The sequence below is a fragment of the Campylobacter sp. MIT 12-5580 genome (assembly GCF_005406235.1).
Taxonomy (GTDB): Bacteria; Campylobacterota; Campylobacteria; order Campylobacterales; family Campylobacteraceae; genus Campylobacter_D.
The window spans coordinates 26406-44754 of the sequence record NZ_NXLK01000010.1 but is presented as its reverse complement, the minus strand read 5'-3'; the positions used below and the strand labels follow the sequence as shown (position 1 = coordinate 44754).

Below are 18349 nucleotides of genomic sequence, written 5' to 3'. Positions count from 1 at the left end.
AAAAGCACCTTGATAATCCAAAATTAAGAGGTATGGTAACTACTGAAGAGCTTTTAAGCTTTCCTAAGGTGGCTAAAAATGTGGAGGCTGAGTTTAATCAAAAAAACAATGACTACACTTGGAAAGCAAAGGCAAATGATGGAAATACTTTAGCTTATGGAAGTAGAGAATACAATGAACAAAATAGGCTTTTAACAATTCATAGCAAGACAGAACAAGGGCAGAGAATGGCGGAAGAGGATAGGCGTAGTCATCCCTATCATTCCATATTTAACGACTTCAATTTTCGCAAATCCGCCAACAGCGATAGTATAACACAAGCTAAGTCACAAAGTCAAGAAAATTCAAAGGAAGCTCAGCTTGCAAAACTCAGAGCTGAAGTAAAGGCGATTAGCAAAAAACAACCTAAAAAAGACTTAGATAAGGGTTTAAATAGGGATATACAAAGATGAATGATAAAGAACTTCAAAACAAAATTTTAGAACTAGAAAACTATGTAAAAAACGCTAAAGAAAACATTGAAAAATGTGAAAAGGCTATTAAAGCTTTAAAAGATATAGCTTGGGATAGACAAAGCAAGAAAGAAAGCTCACAAATGTATAAGGTTTTAAATGATGAAAAATCACATACAAGTGTAAAAAGCAATGTAGGTCAAATCAAAGTTGATAAAGAGTTTATGGAAAAAGAAGTTAAAAAGCACCTTGATAATCCAAAATTAAGAGGTATGGTAACTACTGAAGAGCTTTTAAGCTTTCCTAAGGTGGCTAAAAATGTGGAGGCTGAGTTTAATCCTCAACAACGAGGATTTGATTGGCAAGCTAAAGCAAATGATGGCAATATTATCAAATATGGAGAAAGGGACTTTGGAGAAGGGCATAGATTGCTGACAATTCATAGTAAAACAAATGAAAATGAGAGAACAGAGCCGGACGGACAGGGTTCGCTCCGCCGACAGTTTTACAACCCTAATTTCCACAACTCTGTTTCGTCTAGTATAACACAAACAAAGCCACAAAGTCAAGAAAATTCAAAGGAAGCTCAGCTTGCAAAGCTTATAGCTGAAACTAAACAAGCAAGCACAAAAATTGGCAAAAACACACCAAATAAAAGTTTAGATAAAGGATTTGAAAAATGAGTGATGATAAATCAAAAAAGCTTGTATTTATAAGTATTTTATCGATTTTAGCTCTCATAGGAGCTTATGTTTTAAGTGGTGGTTTAGTGCTTATCTTAAATAAGGTAGGCTTTTTTAAGTTCTTTGAATTGTGGCATTTTAATTTTATTTTTGAAGCTTTGAGTAAAAATTACCCAAAAACTTGGCAAAGCATAGGCTTAGCCTCATTCATTTGTCTTTTTGGTGTTTTATGTTTAGTCTTGCTTATTCTTTTCAAAAATAAAGAAAGTTTATTTGGAGAAGCTCGTTTTGCGAATTTTGGTGAAATTCGTAAAATGGGGCTTTTTGGAGATAAAAACAATTTCGTAAAAAGAGGCATAATCATCGGTAAATATGGTAAAAAATTCTTGCAATTTGGAGGACAGCAATTCGTTGCTTTAGGAGCACCAACAAGAAGCGGTAAAGGAGTGGGTATAGTTATACCAAATTTGCTCCATTGGCAAGAATCAGCAGTCGTGCAAGATATTAAACAAGAATGCTTTGATTATACAAGCAAATATAGAGCCGAGAAACTAGGAAATAAAGTTTTTTTGTTTAATCCATTTAGCACAAGAACACACCGCTATAATCCTTTTACTTATATTGATATGGCAGATAGTGAAAATGCTGATTCTCAGCTTATGGACTTAGCAAATATCATTTATCCTTTAGGCAACGATGATACAAGCAAATTCTTTTCACAGCAAGCACAAAACCTTTTTATAGGGCTTTGTTATCTTTACAAAGATTTAACAATGAGTGAAAAAGGTAAGCTTTTCTTAGAAGCTTATGGTTTAGAAGTAGAATTTAATTTTTATGGCATTTTACAGCTTAGCAAAGGGTTTGAAATCATCGATCCTCATACAAATAATAAGCTTGCGGTTGGATTTGAAGAAACTTACAAGCTCCTTGATGAGATAAAAATCTTAGGAGAAATAACCAAAAGAAGAATAAGCACTTATATACAAATTGATTCGGCTAATACAAAAAGCGGTGTAATGTCAAGCTTTAATGCCCCACTTTCACCTTTTGAGGGTGAAACCTTACGCCTTGCTACACAAACAAGTGATTTTGATTTAAGAAATTTACGCAAGGAAAAAATGACTATTTACATAGGCATAACTCCTGATCAGCTCAACAATGCTAGATTTATCTTAAATATTTTTTGGAGTCAGCTCATACTATTAAACACAAAAGAGCTACCACAGCAAAATGACGCTTTAAAATATGCCTGCTTGCTTGTAATGGATGAATTTACAGCACCTGGGCAAATTCAAATTTATCAAACCTCTGTTTCGTTTATAGCAGGATACAATTTGCGTTCTTTAATGATTTATCAAAGCAAATCGCAACTTAGAACGCCTCCTCCTTTAGGATATGGAAATGAAGGTGCTGAAACTTTACTTACCAACCACGCTTGTCAAATTTTCTACGCTCCTAGAGAAGAAAAAGACGCTGAAGAACTAAGTAAAACGCTAGGCAATAAAACAGTTAATCAAACTTCAAGAAGCATTAATCAAGGTGCAAATGGTGGAGGTAGCACAAGCACAAGCCAAACACATAGGGCATTAATGCTACCTCAAGAGCTCAGAGAAATGCCTTTTGAAAAAGAGCTTATCACCATAGATAGTGGCAAGCCTATATTTTGCAATAAAGCATTTTATTACAATGATACTTATTTTATGGATAAGTTTAAAGCTGTATCCCCAAGCCTTGCTAAGATCAAAGGCATACCAAATAGAAAAGAACTTGAAAACGCTATTTTATCTGGGGAATGCAATGTTTTAATCCCTATACACAAATCAAATTTAAAAGGAGTAAAAAATGTTTCATAAACATTATTTAACATTTGCAGTTGCGATAAGTTTATTTATCGCTGGATGTGCGGCAAAAAAGCCAAAAGAGCTTGATGATAATTCAGCTCAATCAATTAACAATGCTTTGCTTGAAAGACAATACAACTTTGTGCCTAAAGATTCTTTTTTAAGTAGCTTTAATTGGACTTATCACATTAATGCTACTAAAGAAAATGGTGAGTTGCTTAGAAACGAGCAAATGGTAAAAGTATTTTTACTCGCCCACAATGCTACTAAAATCATTATTGTAGGCAAAAAAGACTTAATTAAAGAGTATGAGAAATACCTACGAAAAAATCAAGTAAAAGCTTTAATTGAGCTTCAAGATGTTGATCCCATAGAACGAGATATTAACACAGTCAATCTTTTATTTTTCAACCAAACACAAGGAGATAAATAATGAAAAAGAAGTTATTTACATTATTTGCAGGTTTATTTTTAATGATTTCTAGCATAAAAGCTATAGAGCTTGAGTATTTAAAAGGCGATGAAGCAAGTGCTTGCGAAGCTATGCTTTGCTTGGCAAGTCCTGTTAAACCACCTGAATGCAGTGCTGCTATTGCTAGATATTTTTCAATAAAGTTTAAAAAGCCGTGGAAAACCATACAAGCAAGAAAAGATTTTTTAAAACTTTGTCCTACGAGCTCAAGCGATGATATAGAAATGAGTAAATATGTAAATGATATTTTACCGAATTTAGATGGTGAATGCTCGATAGATTTGCTCAATAGTAGAGCTGAAAAAGTGATTTTAAGAGTTATAGAAGTTTGCGAGGGAAGTGGGAGCGATAGGACTTGTCGAAAAGTAAATATTTATGGATATAGAACAAATCCTCAGCCTACACAAGCGTGTGCATTGCTTTCTCAAAGTAGCTATACAAACTACAATCTTAAATATACTTGCAATTCTACATTTTATGAAGAAAGTGATTGGCTTAATGGCTACACAAAACAAAAAGTATCCAAACAAGAATTTGATACTCTAGCAAACAATGAAAGGACTACAGAGAGCATTAAAATAGGCTTTAACAAACAAGAGATTGTTTATTATAAAAAAATTCCCATCAAAAAAGATTGCTGGATTAATGAAGGCAAATAATGAGCGAAGAATATGATATAGCTGCTGGAATTGAAGGCTATCTTGATGAGGCTGAAAATTTGAGTGAAAACACTCTTGATGATACACATCTTTATAATGATATAATAGGGCAAGAACTAGAAAAACAAGATAACGAAATTATTCAAGAAGTTATCGTAGCTACTCAAGTAAGCCCTAAGCAAGAAAATAAGGCTCAAATTTTTGAGCCTCTTGATCCTGATAAGCCTGTTAATTTAAAAACCTTGCTCAACGAACAAGGCGAACTTTTAAAAAATTTAGATGAAAAGGCTACAAGACTTGAAAATATACAACTTGATGAAGAAACTAAGGGCTTATTAATAGATTTTCAAAAGCTTCTCGTTGCTCTTGATGAAAAAACATTAAAAATTATGGAGTATTTTGGCGAAAATATCAGCGATCAAGACAGAGCCTTAATTAATAGGACGCTGCTTTTAAAACAAAATTTAAGCGAACTTTATGATTTAATTAAATTCTTTGAAAGTAAAGAATATATCAAAAAAACACAAGAATTTGAAAAAAAATTTAGAAATTTAATTAGAAGCTCAAAGGAAAGAATAGATAATTTTGAAAACAATCTTAGAAAAGCCCTTGATTCAAGCTTGCCTGTCTATAACGAAATTTTAAAACTTTTTATTCAAAGACAAAATGAGCTTTTGGATAATCTTTATATAGATCAAAAGGATAAAGCACAAATTTTTTCTAAAGAGCTAAGCAAAGAAATAGATTTATCAAAAGATGGCTTCAAGGAACTTGCCTATAATTTTGAATTGACAAGCAAAAAACTAAAACACTTTGCCTTTGCTTTACTCTTTTGCTTTGGGGTATTTGGGATACTTTTTGGTGTTTTAAGTGCTTTGACTTATTTAAAATATCAAGAATATCAAGAAATAGAAAATAAAATGCGTTCTCTCTCACAAAGAATTAATGGCATAGCAGTAAAAAAAGATGAAGCTAATAATCTTATTTTAAGTTTACCAAAATCAAATGCTAGTATAGACAATGATAAAGATAGGCTACATATCACAATAAAGGAGTAGAAATGAAATTATATAAAGCTTAAACAACATGCAAAAATGAGTTGGATTTAAATCCCTAAAAAATTTTTTAAAAAGGATATAAAAAATGGCGTTAGCAAAATTAGACAATTCACAATATCAAAATATTGTTTTGGTTACAAATTCGGCTTTAAATTATGTAACCAAAGATGGAGAAACTAAACAAAGAGAGCCAAAAACAGCTGCTCTTAACATCATACACGATGCTGCAGCTGTAGAAGGTATGGGTGCTGGCAATGTAAGTGCCTCTTTTAAACAATATGGAAAATGGGAAAATTTCTATATCAATAAAAATAAAGAAACAGGCACAATAACCTTGCGTCCTACAAAGACACCAAAAGATGCAAGCACATTTGTATATATCAATCCTGTTGTTACTGAAGAGGGTAAAACTTTTTATGCATTTAATGAAAAGACTGAAGCTGGAAGAAGCTTTACTCAAGGATTAAGTGCGAGAGATTGGCAAAAAGATCAAAATAGTGAAGTGCTTTCATATGTAGAAGGCAGAGCTACACTAAAAAACGATGAGCTACAAGCTGCCTTAAAAGAAAAGGGTCCCGGATATATAGCAGTTATATCAAATAGCGGCATAGAAATAAAATCTGAAGCCGATCTTAAAAAGGGTGCTCAGGAGGTTCAAAATTCAGTAAGCAAAGAACTTGAAAATGAATTACCTCAAAAAGAAACTCAAGCCAAGAAAAAAGATGAAATAGAAATGGCTTAAATCTAAACGCCCTTTTTTATAGGGCGTTTCAATATCTTTAAAATATTGTAAAAATATTTTTTAAATATTTTAAAGATATTTTTTCAATATTATATCAATATTTTATAAGGAGCTACAATGAATCCACAAATACATAGCGATTTTTACGATGAAGACAAAAATGAGCCAAAACTTTTTAGCGAAGAAGAGTTGCAAGTTAAACGCATCCAAAAAACACCAGTTTATAACAAGAAACTAGACTATGAAAAGATTATGGAAAAGAAATTAGCTAAAAAGAACAAGGAGTAAATAATGAGGCTCTTTATAGCAGAAAAACCTGATTTAGCTAAGGCTATTGCTGAGGGATTAAATGGGGAGTATAATAACACTTTACCTAAAAATTGTGGTTATATACAAAGAGGAAACGACTACATTACTTGGGCTTATGGGCATATAATGCGACTTTTAGAGCCTCACGAATATGATGAAAAATATAAAATTTGGCGTTTTGAAGACTTGCCTATTGTCATTAAGGATTTTAAACACAAAGCTATAGAAGATAAAGAAAATCAGCTCAAAGTCATTTTAAGGCTTATCAAAAATGAAAAAATAAAGCAAATTGTGCATTGTGGGGACGCAGATGATGAGGGACAAATACTTGTGGATGAAATTTTAATGTATTCAAAAACTCAAAAACCTGTTTGGCGTTGTTTGATTAATGACATTACGCCTAGTGCAGTAAAAAAAGAAATTGCAAATATGCGTTTAAATAGCGAATTTAAAGGTATGAGTGAAAGAGGATTTGCAAGAAGCTTTGCTGATTGGATTGTAGGATTAAATCTTACTCGTGCTTATACTTTAGCAAATCGTGCTAAGGGTGGCGAAAAGGGAGCGATCACAGTTGGTAGAGTTCAAACTCCAATTTTGGGGCTTATTGTGGCAAGAGATTTAGAAAATGATGGATTTAAAAGCATTGATTATTATGTTTTAAATGCTCAAATGAATATACATAATATCAAGATTAAAACTACCTTGAAAGTGAAGTCAGAAGAAAAAATTACGGATATAAACAAGGCAAATGCAATCAAAACAACTTGTGAGGGCAAGCAAGCCATTTTAAACATTAGCTCGCAAAACAAAAAAGAATATCCCCCTTTACCTTATAATCTTTTAACTTTGCAAGCTGAAGCAAGCAAAACTTTAGGATATTCTGCTGCCAAAACATTACAAATAACACAAAGCCTTAGAGAAAAACATAAAGCCATTAGCTACAATCGATCAGATTGTCAATATTTACCTGAAACCTTATACAAAGAAGCTTCAAAAATTATTCAAGCACTTCAAGCAAATTTTAGTGAAGATATAGGCTATACAAATGTAAATCTTGGCATTAAATCAAAAGCATTTGATGATAGCAAATTAAGTGCTCACTATGGTATAGTGCCTACTGAAACAAGATTGAGTTTAGATAAATTAAGTAGTGAAGAAAAAGCCATTTATACACTTATTTGCAAGCGTTTTTTAATGCAATTTTACGAACCTAGAGAGTTTATAGCTTACTCACTTAATTTTAAAATCAATGAATTAGAATTTGGAGCAAGTTTTTCTAAAACACTTAAAGCTGGATTTAAAGCTTTTTTTAGCCATATAAGTGATGAAGAAAATGTAGAAGATGAAATTAAATTTGATATAAATTTGCTTAAAAATGGTGATTTAGCAAATATAGAACAAGTCGAAATTAAAAAATTACAAACAAAGCCTCGTCCTTTATATACAATGACTACACTTTTAAAAGATTTGAACTCTGTAGCTAAATATGTTGAAAATGAAAGAATTAAAAAGCTTTTACTAGAAAAAGACAAAGACAAAAAAGGCGAAAGTGGTGGTATAGGAACGCCTGCTACTCGTAGTGATATGATAGAAAAACTCATAAAACAAGGCTATATTGAAGTCAGCAATGATAAAAAGCAAGTTATCAAATCAACTCCAAAAGGTAAAGATTTGATTAAATTTGTTACACCAATACTTTCTCGCCCTGATATGACAGCTTTATGGTTTGAATATCAAAAAGCTATCGAAAAAGGCGAAACAACCAAAGAAGCCTTTATAAAAAGCGTTTATACATCTATAAGCACGGAAATTGAAAAGATTAAAAATGGTAATTTTTCTATTGCGGGTGCAAAACGGATAAAATGCCCTGAATGTGATGGATTTTTAATCAAAAGAAAAGGGCAAAAAGGCTTTTTCTACGGTTGCTCTCGTTATCAAGAAGGTTGTAAATTCATATGTATGGCAGATAAAAAAGGTGAGCCGATTTTAAAAAATAAATAAAAACGCATTTATCTAGTATTAAGAATAAATGATATATAGTATCATTATCTAATATTAGAAAGGGTGGCTAATGAAAATTTATTATTAAGGGATATAATGACAAAGATTAAAAATGATGATTTAATGCTGTTTGTGATTGATGAATTTGGCGAATTTCAACCTAATTTAGAACTCACTCAAGGAAAAATACAAAAAGATGAAAGGATAGACAATGCAAGCAAATCTAAGTTATCTCAAAACACAACTGAGCGAAGTGACTTACAGAACGCTTTCTCAATGGTATATAGACAAGAAAATAGACACTCACGAACTCAAGATTATAGAGCGATGGATAAGCCTTTATCCCAAGACAATGAAAATGCTGGACGCTTCACAGCTTCACAGCCTAGCACTTCCACAAACACAAATGGAGCTAAAAATTTTAACGAGCAAGGAAGCACAAACAAGATTCAATCAAGGAATGACACAAATGGAGATATTAGAAGTTTTTGGGGTAGATCAAGAGTTCTATTTAACGAAGAAACCAAAGCTCTCAACACCGATTTTAAATCAAAGCTTGAGAGAAGAGAAGCTAGCTTTAGTGCAAGAAGAATTGACGCAAGCGGAGAAAATAGACTTAATACACAAGGCTATCGATCAGATCGATCAGGAAGTGAAGAACAATCCTTTCATAGCACAAAAAATCGAGGAGATACAAATCCTAGAGAATTCACAAGAGCCACAAGCGGAGAAAATAAAAGTCTTAGACAATCAAATTTGTATGATGATGGACAGGATTTATTTGCAGCTCAAGCCAATGCAGGAGAACTTGAGGGCAATACAGGAACAAGACAATCCACTAGTATTGAAAAAGAACATAGAGAACTTTTACAAACAAGCAAGAACAATCATACAAACAACAAAATAGACTTTAGCACAAATGAAGAGCCAAACTTAGGCTCTTTAAAAGATAAATTTAGAAAAAATATTCAAGCTATCACTTTATTAAAAACATTAGAAAACGAAGACAACCGCCCAGCTACAAAAGAAGAACAAGAGGTTTTGAGTAAGTTTTCAGGCTGGGGAGGTATTTCATCAGCGTTTGATCCTTATAATAAAGAGTGGCAAAAAGAATACAAAGAGCTTGTTGATCTACTTGATGATGAAGAATATAAAGCTGCAAGAAACTCAACACAAGACGCTTTTTATACACCCAAAATTGTAATTGATACAATTTATAAGGGGTTAGATACAATGGGTTTTAATACAAGTGAAGATAAAAACATATTTGAACCAAGTGCAGGGATAGGTAATTTTTTAGCCTATGCAAAAAATTATGCTTCAAATTACAATTTCACTTGCATAGAACTTGATAACATTAGTGCGAGATTGCTTCAAAAGCTGTATCCAAATCAAGATATAAGAAATCACGGCTTTGAGAATTTTAATTTTATCAAAAAATTTGACGCATTTATTGGAAATCCTCCTTTTGGACAAAAGAAAATCATAGACATAACAAATTACGAACTTAACAAACTAAGCGTGCATAATTATTTTTTAGCTAAAAGCATTGATAATCTTAAAGAAGATGGTATTGCTGCTTTTGTAGTATCAAGGTATTTTTTAGACTCTAAAAATGAGGCGGTTAGGGAATTTATCGATCAAAAAGCTACTTTTTTAGGTGCCATTAGACTTCCTAACACAATGTTTAGCAAAATTGCAAATACTGAAGTTACAAGCGATATTGTTTTTTTCAAAAAAGGAAAAAATGAAAACATAAGTAAAAAGTGGCTTGAAAGCAAATCATATTTTGAAAATATTGATGAACTATGCTTAAAAAATGGATTCAGTGAAAATGAAGCAAAGAATTTCAAAATAAATGAGTATTACAAAGCAAATCCTCAAAATATACTTGGAAAAATGAAGCTTGTTAATTCGCAATTTGGATTTTCTTTGGAGTGCGTTGATGATGGGAGAAATTTAGAAACTGCTTTAAATCAATTTATAAACTCATTACCTAAGAACATATATAAATATAGCCCCACAATCATACAAGATGAAATTATCATTATTAATGAGCAAAATTCTGATTGTGAGTATATGAAGTATAAGTTAAATACAATCAAAGATTACAATTATTTTGTATATAACAATGAAGTTTATTTTAAACTTTCAGGCTTTAGTAGTGAATATATGATTAAAAAACCACATCTTAACGAACACGACAAAAGAAGAATTATTAAACTTGTCGCTTTAAGAGATCAATTTAACACACTTATAGAGCTTGAAAAATCAGATTTAAGCGATGATGAACTCAAAATTCATAGAAATAAACTCAATGAGCTTTATGATAGCTTTGTAAAAACTGAAGGCTTTTTAAATAAGGATTCAAACAAAAGAGCATTTAGGGAAGATATAGAGGCAAATAAGATTTTAGCACTTGAAAAAAATTATAATGCAGGAATTTCTAAGAGTGTAGCTTTGAAAGAAGGTATTAGCCCAATTGCTCCTAGTGCTACAAAATCAGACATTTTTTACAAAAGAACTATATCAGCTCAGCCTGTGCTAAATTTACAAACTCCAAAAGAAGCACTTATTGCAAGCATTAATCAATATGGGCGTATTCATTTGGGATTTTTAAAAGATAATTTAGCTAAGCCTATTGATGAAACTTTGCAAGAACTTCTTGAAGAAAAGCTAATCTTTAAAAATCATACCGATGACTCTTACATCTTAGCTCAAAAATATCTTTCAGGTAATGTAAAGGCTAAATACAAAGAAGTAGAGCGACTTGTTAAAGATGGAAAAAACGAATTTATACCAAACCTTGAAAGCCTCAAAGAAATATTGCCAAAAGACTTAAAGGCTTCTGATATATCAGTATCACTAGGTACATCTTGGATTCCTTTAAAATACTATAGCGAATTTTTTGAAAAAACTTTTAGTATTCAAAAAGAAAATTACGATCTTTTTTTCAATGAAAAAACAGGGGAATGGAATTTTTCAGGTTTTGGAGCAAGTTTGAGTGTTTATACTCGCTCTTTATACGCTACTGAAAGAATAGGAGCATTTGAGCTAGCTTTGCACGCCCTTAAGCGAAATCCTATAAGAATTTATGATAAAGTTGAGGAATATGATAGTGCAAGTGGAAAGTATAAAACAAAGCAAATCTTAAACGCCAAAGAAACAGCCTTAGCAAATATAAAGCTTGAAAAGCTCAAAAATGACTTTGCAGAATGGATTTATAAGGACTTTGACAGGCGGAGCGATCTTGAAAAGATATACAACGAAAGATTTAACACTAATGTGGAGCCAAAATATAATGGAAAAGATTTAATCTTACCTAATTTAAACAAAAATATACAACTTAGAGTTCATCAAAAAAATGCAATATATAAAGCTATACAAGAAAATAGCATAATTTTTGATCATCAAGTAGGGGCTGGTAAGACTCTTGTAGCAATTTGTTCGATTATAGAGCAAAAAAGAATGGGGCTTATTAATAAGGCTCTTATTATTGTGCCAAACCACTTAGCTAAACAATGGAATGATGAATTTTATAGTGCTTACCCTTCAGCAAATATTTTAGCCCCTAGTGAAAATGACTTAAAAAAAGACAATAGAGAAAAATTCTTTGCAAAAATTGCAGCAAATGATTATGACGCAATCATTATGACACATTCTCAATTTAAACTTTTGCCTGCTCCTTATTCAATTCAAAAAGAGCAATACGAACAAGACATAGAAATTTTAGAATATACTCTAAGAACAAAGCAAAGCGATAATAATGTCAAAAAATACTCAGTAAAAGAACTTGAAAAAAGAATTGATAATTTCAAAGCAAAGCTTGCCGATTTACAATCCTCGCATAAAAAATCAAAATCAATTGATTTTTCAGAGCTTGGGATTGACACCTTAATCGTTGATGAAGCTCACGAATTTAAAAATTTGCTTATTACAACTTCTATGGGCGATATTAGTGGACTTGGTAACTTAAAAGGTTCTCAAAAAGCTTATGATTTGTATTGCAAAACACAATATCTACACAAAAACAATCATAAGCTTTATTTTTTAACAGGCACACCAATAAGCAACTCTATCACAGAGCTTTTTACTTTGCAACGCTACATACAACCTAGCGTTTTGAAAGAAAAGAGAATACATATTTTTGATTCGTGGGCTTCAACTTTTGGTGAAGTTACAAGTGCTTGGGAACTTGATAGTTCAGGCATAAACTATAAAATTGTTTCAAGATTTAATAAATTTAAAAATGTCCCAGAGCTTGCAACTATGTATAAAAGTGTGGCTGATATTGTTACAAATGCTGATATTATGAAGTTTCAAAAAGACTTTGTGCCAAAACTTTATAATAATAAGCCTATTAATGTTGTTGCTCCTAGAAGCGATGAAATAGCTGAATTTATAGGCATTCAAGATGAAAATGGAATGTGGAACGAAGACTCAATAGTATGGAGAATGGAAAATCAAGACAAAGATATTAGAAGAAACAATCTTTTAGCTTGCACCACAGACGCTAGAAAGGCTGGACTTGACTTTAGACTTATCGATCCTAATGCTAAAGATTATGTAGATTCTAAAGTCAATAAGCTTGTGCAAAATGTCTTAGCAGAATATAAAGCCTACAATAATGACAAAGGCACACAGCTTATATTTTGTGATTTATCAACGCCAAAAAGGCACTCTCAAAAAATAACTCGAGAAGAGATTGCAAACACCAATGAAATAGAGCAAAAAATAGAAAAAGAGGAATTTGTTAATATCAATGAAGTTTTAGAAAAAGATGAAGAGGAAGTCAAAAGCCTAGATGAAATCTTAGCCGAAAAAGCTAATTTTGATGTCTATAGTGATATTTTAAAAAAGCTTGTAAATATGGGAATACCACAAAATGAAATAAGATTTATCCACGACGCAAAAACTGATTTACAAAAAGCTGCTCTTTTTGCAGATATGAACTCAGGAACAGCAAGGATTCTCATAGGATCAACTCAAAAAATGGGAGCTGGGACAAATGTGCAAAAAAGAGTCGTTGCCTTACACCATTTAGATTGTCCGTGGCGTCCTAGTGATTTAGAACAAAGAAGTGGTAGGGTTATTAGACAAGGCAATGAACTTTTTATGCGTGATCCAATAAATTTTAGAATAAAAGAATTTAGATATGCTACTGAAAGAACATATGATGCGAGAATGTGGCAAACTATTGAAAGCAAGGCAAAATCAATAGAGCAGTTTAGAAGTGCTGGGGCTGATACAAGGACTCTTGATGATATAACAAGCTCAGCAGCAGATGCCGCAGAAATGAAAGCAGAGGCTACAGGCAATCCTTTTATCCTAATGCAAGTGCAACTAAACAATGATTTAAGGCAGGAAGAAATGCTTTATAATAATTTTCAAAGACAAATTTATCACAATGAAGAAACACTTAAAAATTTGCAATCTAAATTTAATTTTTTTAAAGAAGAAATCACTAAATTACAAACTTTTAAAGATATTATTTCTCAGCACAAAGAAGAACATTTTAAAGGTAAATATTTTATCCATAACTTAAACGATAAGACTTCTAAAACAAAAGATTTTCTTGTTTTTAAAAATGACGATAGCGAAGCAAATAAATCAAGGCAAGAAACGCTTAAACAAGCCTTTAATGCTGCTGTAAAGCTTGTAGCCCTTGATTATGAGAAAGAATACGATATTTTAGAATATAAAGGACTTATTATTAGTGCTGAAAAAACAAGTGCAAATTCACTTTGTTTTTATATTAGCACCCAAGACAAGAAGCTCTTTATAGAACCTGAAAATATGGTTTATTCTAATAAAGCAAATGAGGTATTTAAGATTGAAGATTATGTGAGTTTTAGCGGTTTTATTACAAGGATGAACAATTTTTATAATGGTATTGATAAGACTATGGAGGAGACAAATGAGAAAATCAAATTACTTCACAAAGATATTGTGGATTTGCAAAGGATAACAGGAGAAAATACACCAAGCTACACTAGGAAAGAATATTTAGAAGCCTTAAGAGAAGATAATCGTCTGGTGATAGAAGAAATAGAAAAAATAAGCACAAACAAAGACTACAAAAGTGAATTTGTGCCAAAGTCTGCCGAGATTTTAAATTCTTTAAATAAAACTAAGGAAAATATACAGGAGTTTGAGAAGTAATCTAAGTAACTTACTCAAAATTTTGTATAATTACACAAAATTAAATTCGGAGGTTTTAATGAAGCCAAAATTATCCCTAGATGAACAAATAAAACATATGGAAGCCAAAGGCATACAATTTAACATTATAAATCAGAATGAAGCTAAAGATATATTGTCTAGTAGAACTTATTATTTCAAGCTTAAATCTTATGCAAAAATTTACAACAAAGATAACTTGGGGCGTTATGTTGATTTAGAATTTGCTTATATGTATGAAATATCTAAAATTGATGTGGCTTTGCGTAGTTTTATATTGGATGTGGCGTTGGCTATAGAACATTTAGCAAAGACACTATTGCTTAATGATTTTAATCAAAGCAATGAAGATGGATATAGTATAATAGAAAGATTTTTAGACTCTGAAGAGGGACAAAATACCCAAAAAACTATAGAATCTTACTTAAATGGAGTTAATTTGCACAGTGGAGGCAACTATGCTCTTGTTCAAAAATATCACAATCAAATGCCAATATGGGTTTTAATAGAAATTATAAGCTTTAATAATTTTATAAAATTATTAACTTTTTATCAAAAGGATACCAATAGAAAAATAATACAAAATCAAAACAATAAAGATATAAAACTTGAAGACAGACTAGATAGTACAAAATGGCTTAGAAATCTATCAGCCCATAGCAATTGTATATTGATTAAAATACTAGATACAACTACAAGAAAATATATGTATAAACAATTAAGTGCCTATAGAAAGAATTTTGTATTTAAAGACGATACATATACCTTAGAAAGCATGATGAGCAAATCTCTTGTTGTGGATTTTTTAGAAATGATTCATTTATTCTTTAAAATTTGTAAAAGTAGAAATATGAAGAATAATTTTATTACGAATTTTAATGATTTTATGCAATATGTCAGAAAATACCAAGAAACATTAAATAGCAATCAAAAGCTAAAAAACTTCTTTGAATTTATTGAAAAAAGTTTTAACATTATAAAAAATTAAAAAATATTTAGAAAATTAATGTTATTTTAAGTAAATATATATAATAATTCTGACATCGACACAGCGAGTAAGATCCGTTCGAACTCGCTTCTTAATATCTTAAAAATTTACTTTTTATCGTCTTTTTTGGTGTTGTTTAAATCATCTTTTATTGATTGTGCTATTGAAGCGTAATAGATAAAAAATAAAGCTGGTAAAACAAACAATCCAATTATCCCCAACAAAATAGCAAGTTCGGTATTAGTCATTAATTTTCCTTATATAAATTTATGTAAATTATCATAATTTTATTTAAGATTTGATAAAACTTTTACTTATTTAAATTTCCCTCTCGTTTGACTTTTGAGCTTTTATTAGCTCTTTATCTCCTCGTTTTGTAACTCCATTAGCCCTAATATCTGCCCGTCGCAGTGTGTGATTGGATTGTTTTTTTCCTCTGAGCTCCAACTTATGCTGTGCATTAGCGTGCAGAAGCATTTCATCTCTTGATCGTTTCCAAACCATAGGGATTTTGGACAATTTTTGCAAATCGTTGGTGGATTTGGCTGTAGCTCGTCCTTTATTATAAGCATTGTTGGCGAGATGTATTCCTCCTCGTTTTGCTGCATAATATCTTGCCCACTCTGATTTGGTGTATTTTCTTGTAGTTGATCCACTTCTTACCCTTTCCTTTTTAATTTCTTTAAGCTCTGTGGTAATTTTTACAGGTGCAAGCTTAGCAAAGTTTTTTTCTGCTCGGTTGGCAATGCTTGCGTCCCACACAGGAATTTTACGCTGTGTATGCACTTCATAATCTTTATTTTGGATTTTCTTTTTGAAACTATATGGCTCTAACCTATCTCCTATCTTAGCAAAACGAACATACTCACCTTTTTCAATTTTAAGCTCCTTAACAAGTCTTTGCAAATCTTTACCCCAAATAGTTGTATCGCCTTTTGGAGTAAGATAAGACACAAAAAAACTTATATTATTTTCATCTTTAAAATCAAATTTTGCTTCGCCATAATCAAGCACTTTATAATGATGAGGCTTAATTTTCATTTGAGTTTTATTTTGTAAGCTATCTAAAATTTGCTGGCGTTTAGCAAGATCAATGTTTTGTTGAACTTGTTTTGAATGGGTTGCTTTAGCCTGTATTCCCAAATCATTTAAATTTTTAGCAAACTCAGTTCTTAAATGAGCTAAATCATTTTTTCTTATATCAATCCTTGTGCCATCTGCTTTAGAAATTTTAAGGCAAATATGGCAATGTGGATTGTCTGTATCTGCGTGAAAAACAAGAGAAAAAAAGTTATCAGGATAGTTTTCTTTTAAAGTTTTAAAAACTGCTTGCTTGAGTTTTTGAGGAGGAGTTGTTGAATGTTCTTTCATTGAAAAAACTATATTATAGGTTTGTCTAATTTCTCTTTTGTTTTGATACTGATTTGGGATTGTTGCACCATAATCTTTTAATGCTTTTTTAACTTCTATATTTTCATCTTTACCTTGATAATATTGTAATTCACTAGTAACAATTTGAAGCTCTCCATTTCTACTTACATAATCTATATGTCGAGAAACTGATTGAAAGTGTTTAGAGCTTGAAGTAATTTTTATCACAACCTCGTTACTTCTATGTGAAGAAATTTGAAGCGGTAATTTTGTTCTTGGCATATAGATATTAGACGATGAATTTGTAAATCCTGATCGTTTGCTTTTGTAATTTTTAGGCAAATTTGAAATAAAATCTCTATGTTCTATAACCTTTTTAGCTCTCCATTGCTTCCATTCTTGGTCATTATTTTTTAAAAACTTTGGAATAGAACTCACTTTATTTTATCCTCTGATTTATCAACTAAAGTATTTATATTTTGAGTAAGCTGATCTATTTTATATATTATATTTTGCAAAGTATCTTCAAGATTTTTAATATTAACTTTAACTGCACTTCTTTGTTTTAATATTTTATTAAGTTCATTAATATTTCTTCCCATTTGATTAAGAGAAGTTTTGGTAAGTATAAATTGTCTCAATTCAATAGAATTGCTAAATTTATCATTATATATAGAATTAAATATCCTATATCTTACTTCTTGAGTTAAAAATGAATAGCCATTTTTTTTAGCACTTTCTTTTATAAAATCATACTCATTTTGAGTAAAAAAAATCTTTACCTGTTTTGTTTTGGCTTGATATAATTCTTGTTTATAATGCAATACTTTATTTGGAGTATTTTCCTTATCGTTGTTAATAAATATGCTAATAATTTTATTAACAACTTTTGATTTTGGTGTCTTTGTTTTTTTACTTATATTAGTTATGAAAGCTAAATTTTCTTCATTTATATTAAATAAAAACTTTTTCATTTTTGTACCTAAAACAATTAATCTACATTTTTAACACTTTAAAAATGCTTTTTCGCAAGAAAAACTTTATATTTTTTGAATAAATTGCTTGTCTATATTATTCAAAAAATATCAAAAGAGCCTCGCAGAGCAGGTGGGATAAAATCCATTTTTTAGGACTTTCTAAAAAATTATTTTAAAAAAGTATATACTTTTTGGGATTTTATCCCTATCCTGTATATTGTAAAAAATCATCAAATTATACACTTTATTTCTTAAGTTATCATTAAGCAGAATTAAGATACAATCTAATAAAAATGTATTTACATATAAAAGGATATATTTATGAGTAAAGAAGAAATTAAAGATAACAATCAAAAAACTAAATTAAGAACAAGATTAAAAACAAAAGCAGTCGAAGAGCTTGAAAAAGAGTATAAAGAAAAACTTAAAAAAATACAAGAAAAAGAAAACGCCAAATTAGAAAAGCTTCATAAAGAATTTTCTTTACTTATCTTAGAAAGCTTTATAAATGATGAAGAATTTAAAAATTCTTTTTTTAAAATAATAAATCAAGAAAAATATGATAAAATTAAAAAGATTTACAATAAACTCTTAGAAGCTTATATGTAGATTTTAA

At 30.7% G+C, this 18349-nt stretch carries 14 protein-coding genes and 1 pseudogene; 12 read left to right on the top strand and 3 right to left on the bottom strand.

The features are described 5' to 3' along the window. From CQA38_RS08525 to CQA38_RS08480, 11 genes and pseudogenes are all read left to right on the top strand, one after another. A pseudogene (locus tag CQA38_RS08525) lies at positions 1–452 on the top strand (hypothetical protein); the annotation flags it as partial. Then, a complete protein-coding gene (locus tag CQA38_RS08520) occupies positions 449–1135 on the top strand; it encodes a hypothetical protein (RefSeq protein ID WP_137633579.1) in 687 nt (228 codons plus the stop codon). The pseudogene CQA38_RS08525 and the gene CQA38_RS08520, both read left to right, overlap by 4 nt. After that, entirely contained in the window at positions 1132–2988 is a 1857-nt protein-coding gene (locus CQA38_RS08515) for a type IV secretory system conjugative DNA transfer family protein (RefSeq protein WP_137633578.1), read from the top strand. Before CQA38_RS08520 ends, CQA38_RS08515 begins: the two co-directional genes overlap by 4 nt. Next, on the top strand, positions 2978–3409 hold the full coding sequence (locus tag CQA38_RS08510) for a cag pathogenicity island Cag12 family protein (RefSeq protein ID WP_137633577.1): 432 nt from the start codon (positions 2978–2980) through the stop codon (positions 3407–3409). The genes CQA38_RS08515 and CQA38_RS08510 overlap by 11 nt, the downstream gene beginning before the upstream one ends. Further along, positions 3409–4107, top strand: a complete 699-nt coding sequence (locus CQA38_RS08505; RefSeq protein ID WP_137633576.1) for a TrbM/KikA/MpfK family conjugal transfer protein — start codon at positions 3409–3411, stop codon at positions 4105–4107. Before CQA38_RS08510 ends, CQA38_RS08505 begins: the two co-directional genes overlap by 1 nt. Next, positions 4107–5165: a hypothetical protein gene (locus CQA38_RS08500; RefSeq protein ID WP_137633575.1), complete on the top strand. Its 1059-nt coding sequence runs from the start codon at positions 4107–4109 to the stop codon at positions 5163–5165. The genes CQA38_RS08505 and CQA38_RS08500 overlap by 1 nt, the downstream gene beginning before the upstream one ends. Before the next feature lie 85 nt (positions 5166–5250). Then, complete coding sequence (locus CQA38_RS08495) at positions 5251–5907, top strand: hypothetical protein (protein ID WP_137633574.1); 657 nt, start codon at positions 5251–5253, stop codon at positions 5905–5907. A gap of 117 nt (positions 5908–6024) precedes the next feature. Beyond that, entirely contained in the window at positions 6025–6195 is a 171-nt protein-coding gene (locus tag CQA38_RS09260; RefSeq protein ID WP_162056972.1) for a hypothetical protein, read from the top strand. A gap of 3 nt (positions 6196–6198) precedes the next feature. After that, positions 6199–8217: a DNA topoisomerase 3 gene (locus CQA38_RS08490; protein ID WP_137633573.1), complete on the top strand. Its 2019-nt coding sequence runs from the start codon at positions 6199–6201 to the stop codon at positions 8215–8217. A 96-nt stretch (positions 8218–8313) separates the two neighbouring features. Then, on the top strand, positions 8314–14379 hold the full coding sequence (locus CQA38_RS08485) for an SNF2-related protein (protein WP_238386997.1): 6066 nt from the start codon (positions 8314–8316) through the stop codon (positions 14377–14379). Between the two features lie 58 nt (positions 14380–14437). Continuing rightward, positions 14438–15385, top strand: a complete 948-nt coding sequence (locus CQA38_RS08480; RefSeq protein ID WP_137633572.1) for an Abi family protein — start codon at positions 14438–14440, stop codon at positions 15383–15385. Positions 15386–15492: 107 nt separating this feature from the next. Here CQA38_RS08480 and CQA38_RS09255 read toward each other — a convergent pair whose 3' ends face one another. The 3 genes from CQA38_RS09255 to CQA38_RS08470 form a co-directional block, all read right to left on the bottom strand. Then, positions 15493–15633 (bottom strand): hypothetical protein, encoded by a 141-nt coding sequence (locus tag CQA38_RS09255; protein WP_162056971.1) that lies wholly within the window; start codon positions 15631–15633, stop codon positions 15493–15495. 70 nt (positions 15634–15703) lie between these two features. Next, positions 15704–17194: a MobP1 family relaxase gene (mobP1, locus tag CQA38_RS08475; RefSeq protein WP_137633571.1), complete on the bottom strand. Its 1491-nt coding sequence runs from the start codon at positions 17192–17194 to the stop codon at positions 15704–15706. Further along, positions 17191–17730, bottom strand: a complete 540-nt coding sequence (locus tag CQA38_RS08470; RefSeq protein ID WP_137633570.1) for a hypothetical protein — start codon at positions 17728–17730, stop codon at positions 17191–17193. Before CQA38_RS08470 ends, mobP1 begins: the two co-directional genes overlap by 4 nt. 324 nt (positions 17731–18054) lie before the next feature. On the opposite strand from CQA38_RS08470, the gene CQA38_RS08465 reads away from it, so the two are divergent. Beyond that, on the top strand, positions 18055–18342 hold the full coding sequence (locus tag CQA38_RS08465; RefSeq protein WP_137633569.1) for a hypothetical protein: 288 nt from the start codon (positions 18055–18057) through the stop codon (positions 18340–18342). Positions 18343–18349: the final 7 nt, after the last annotated feature.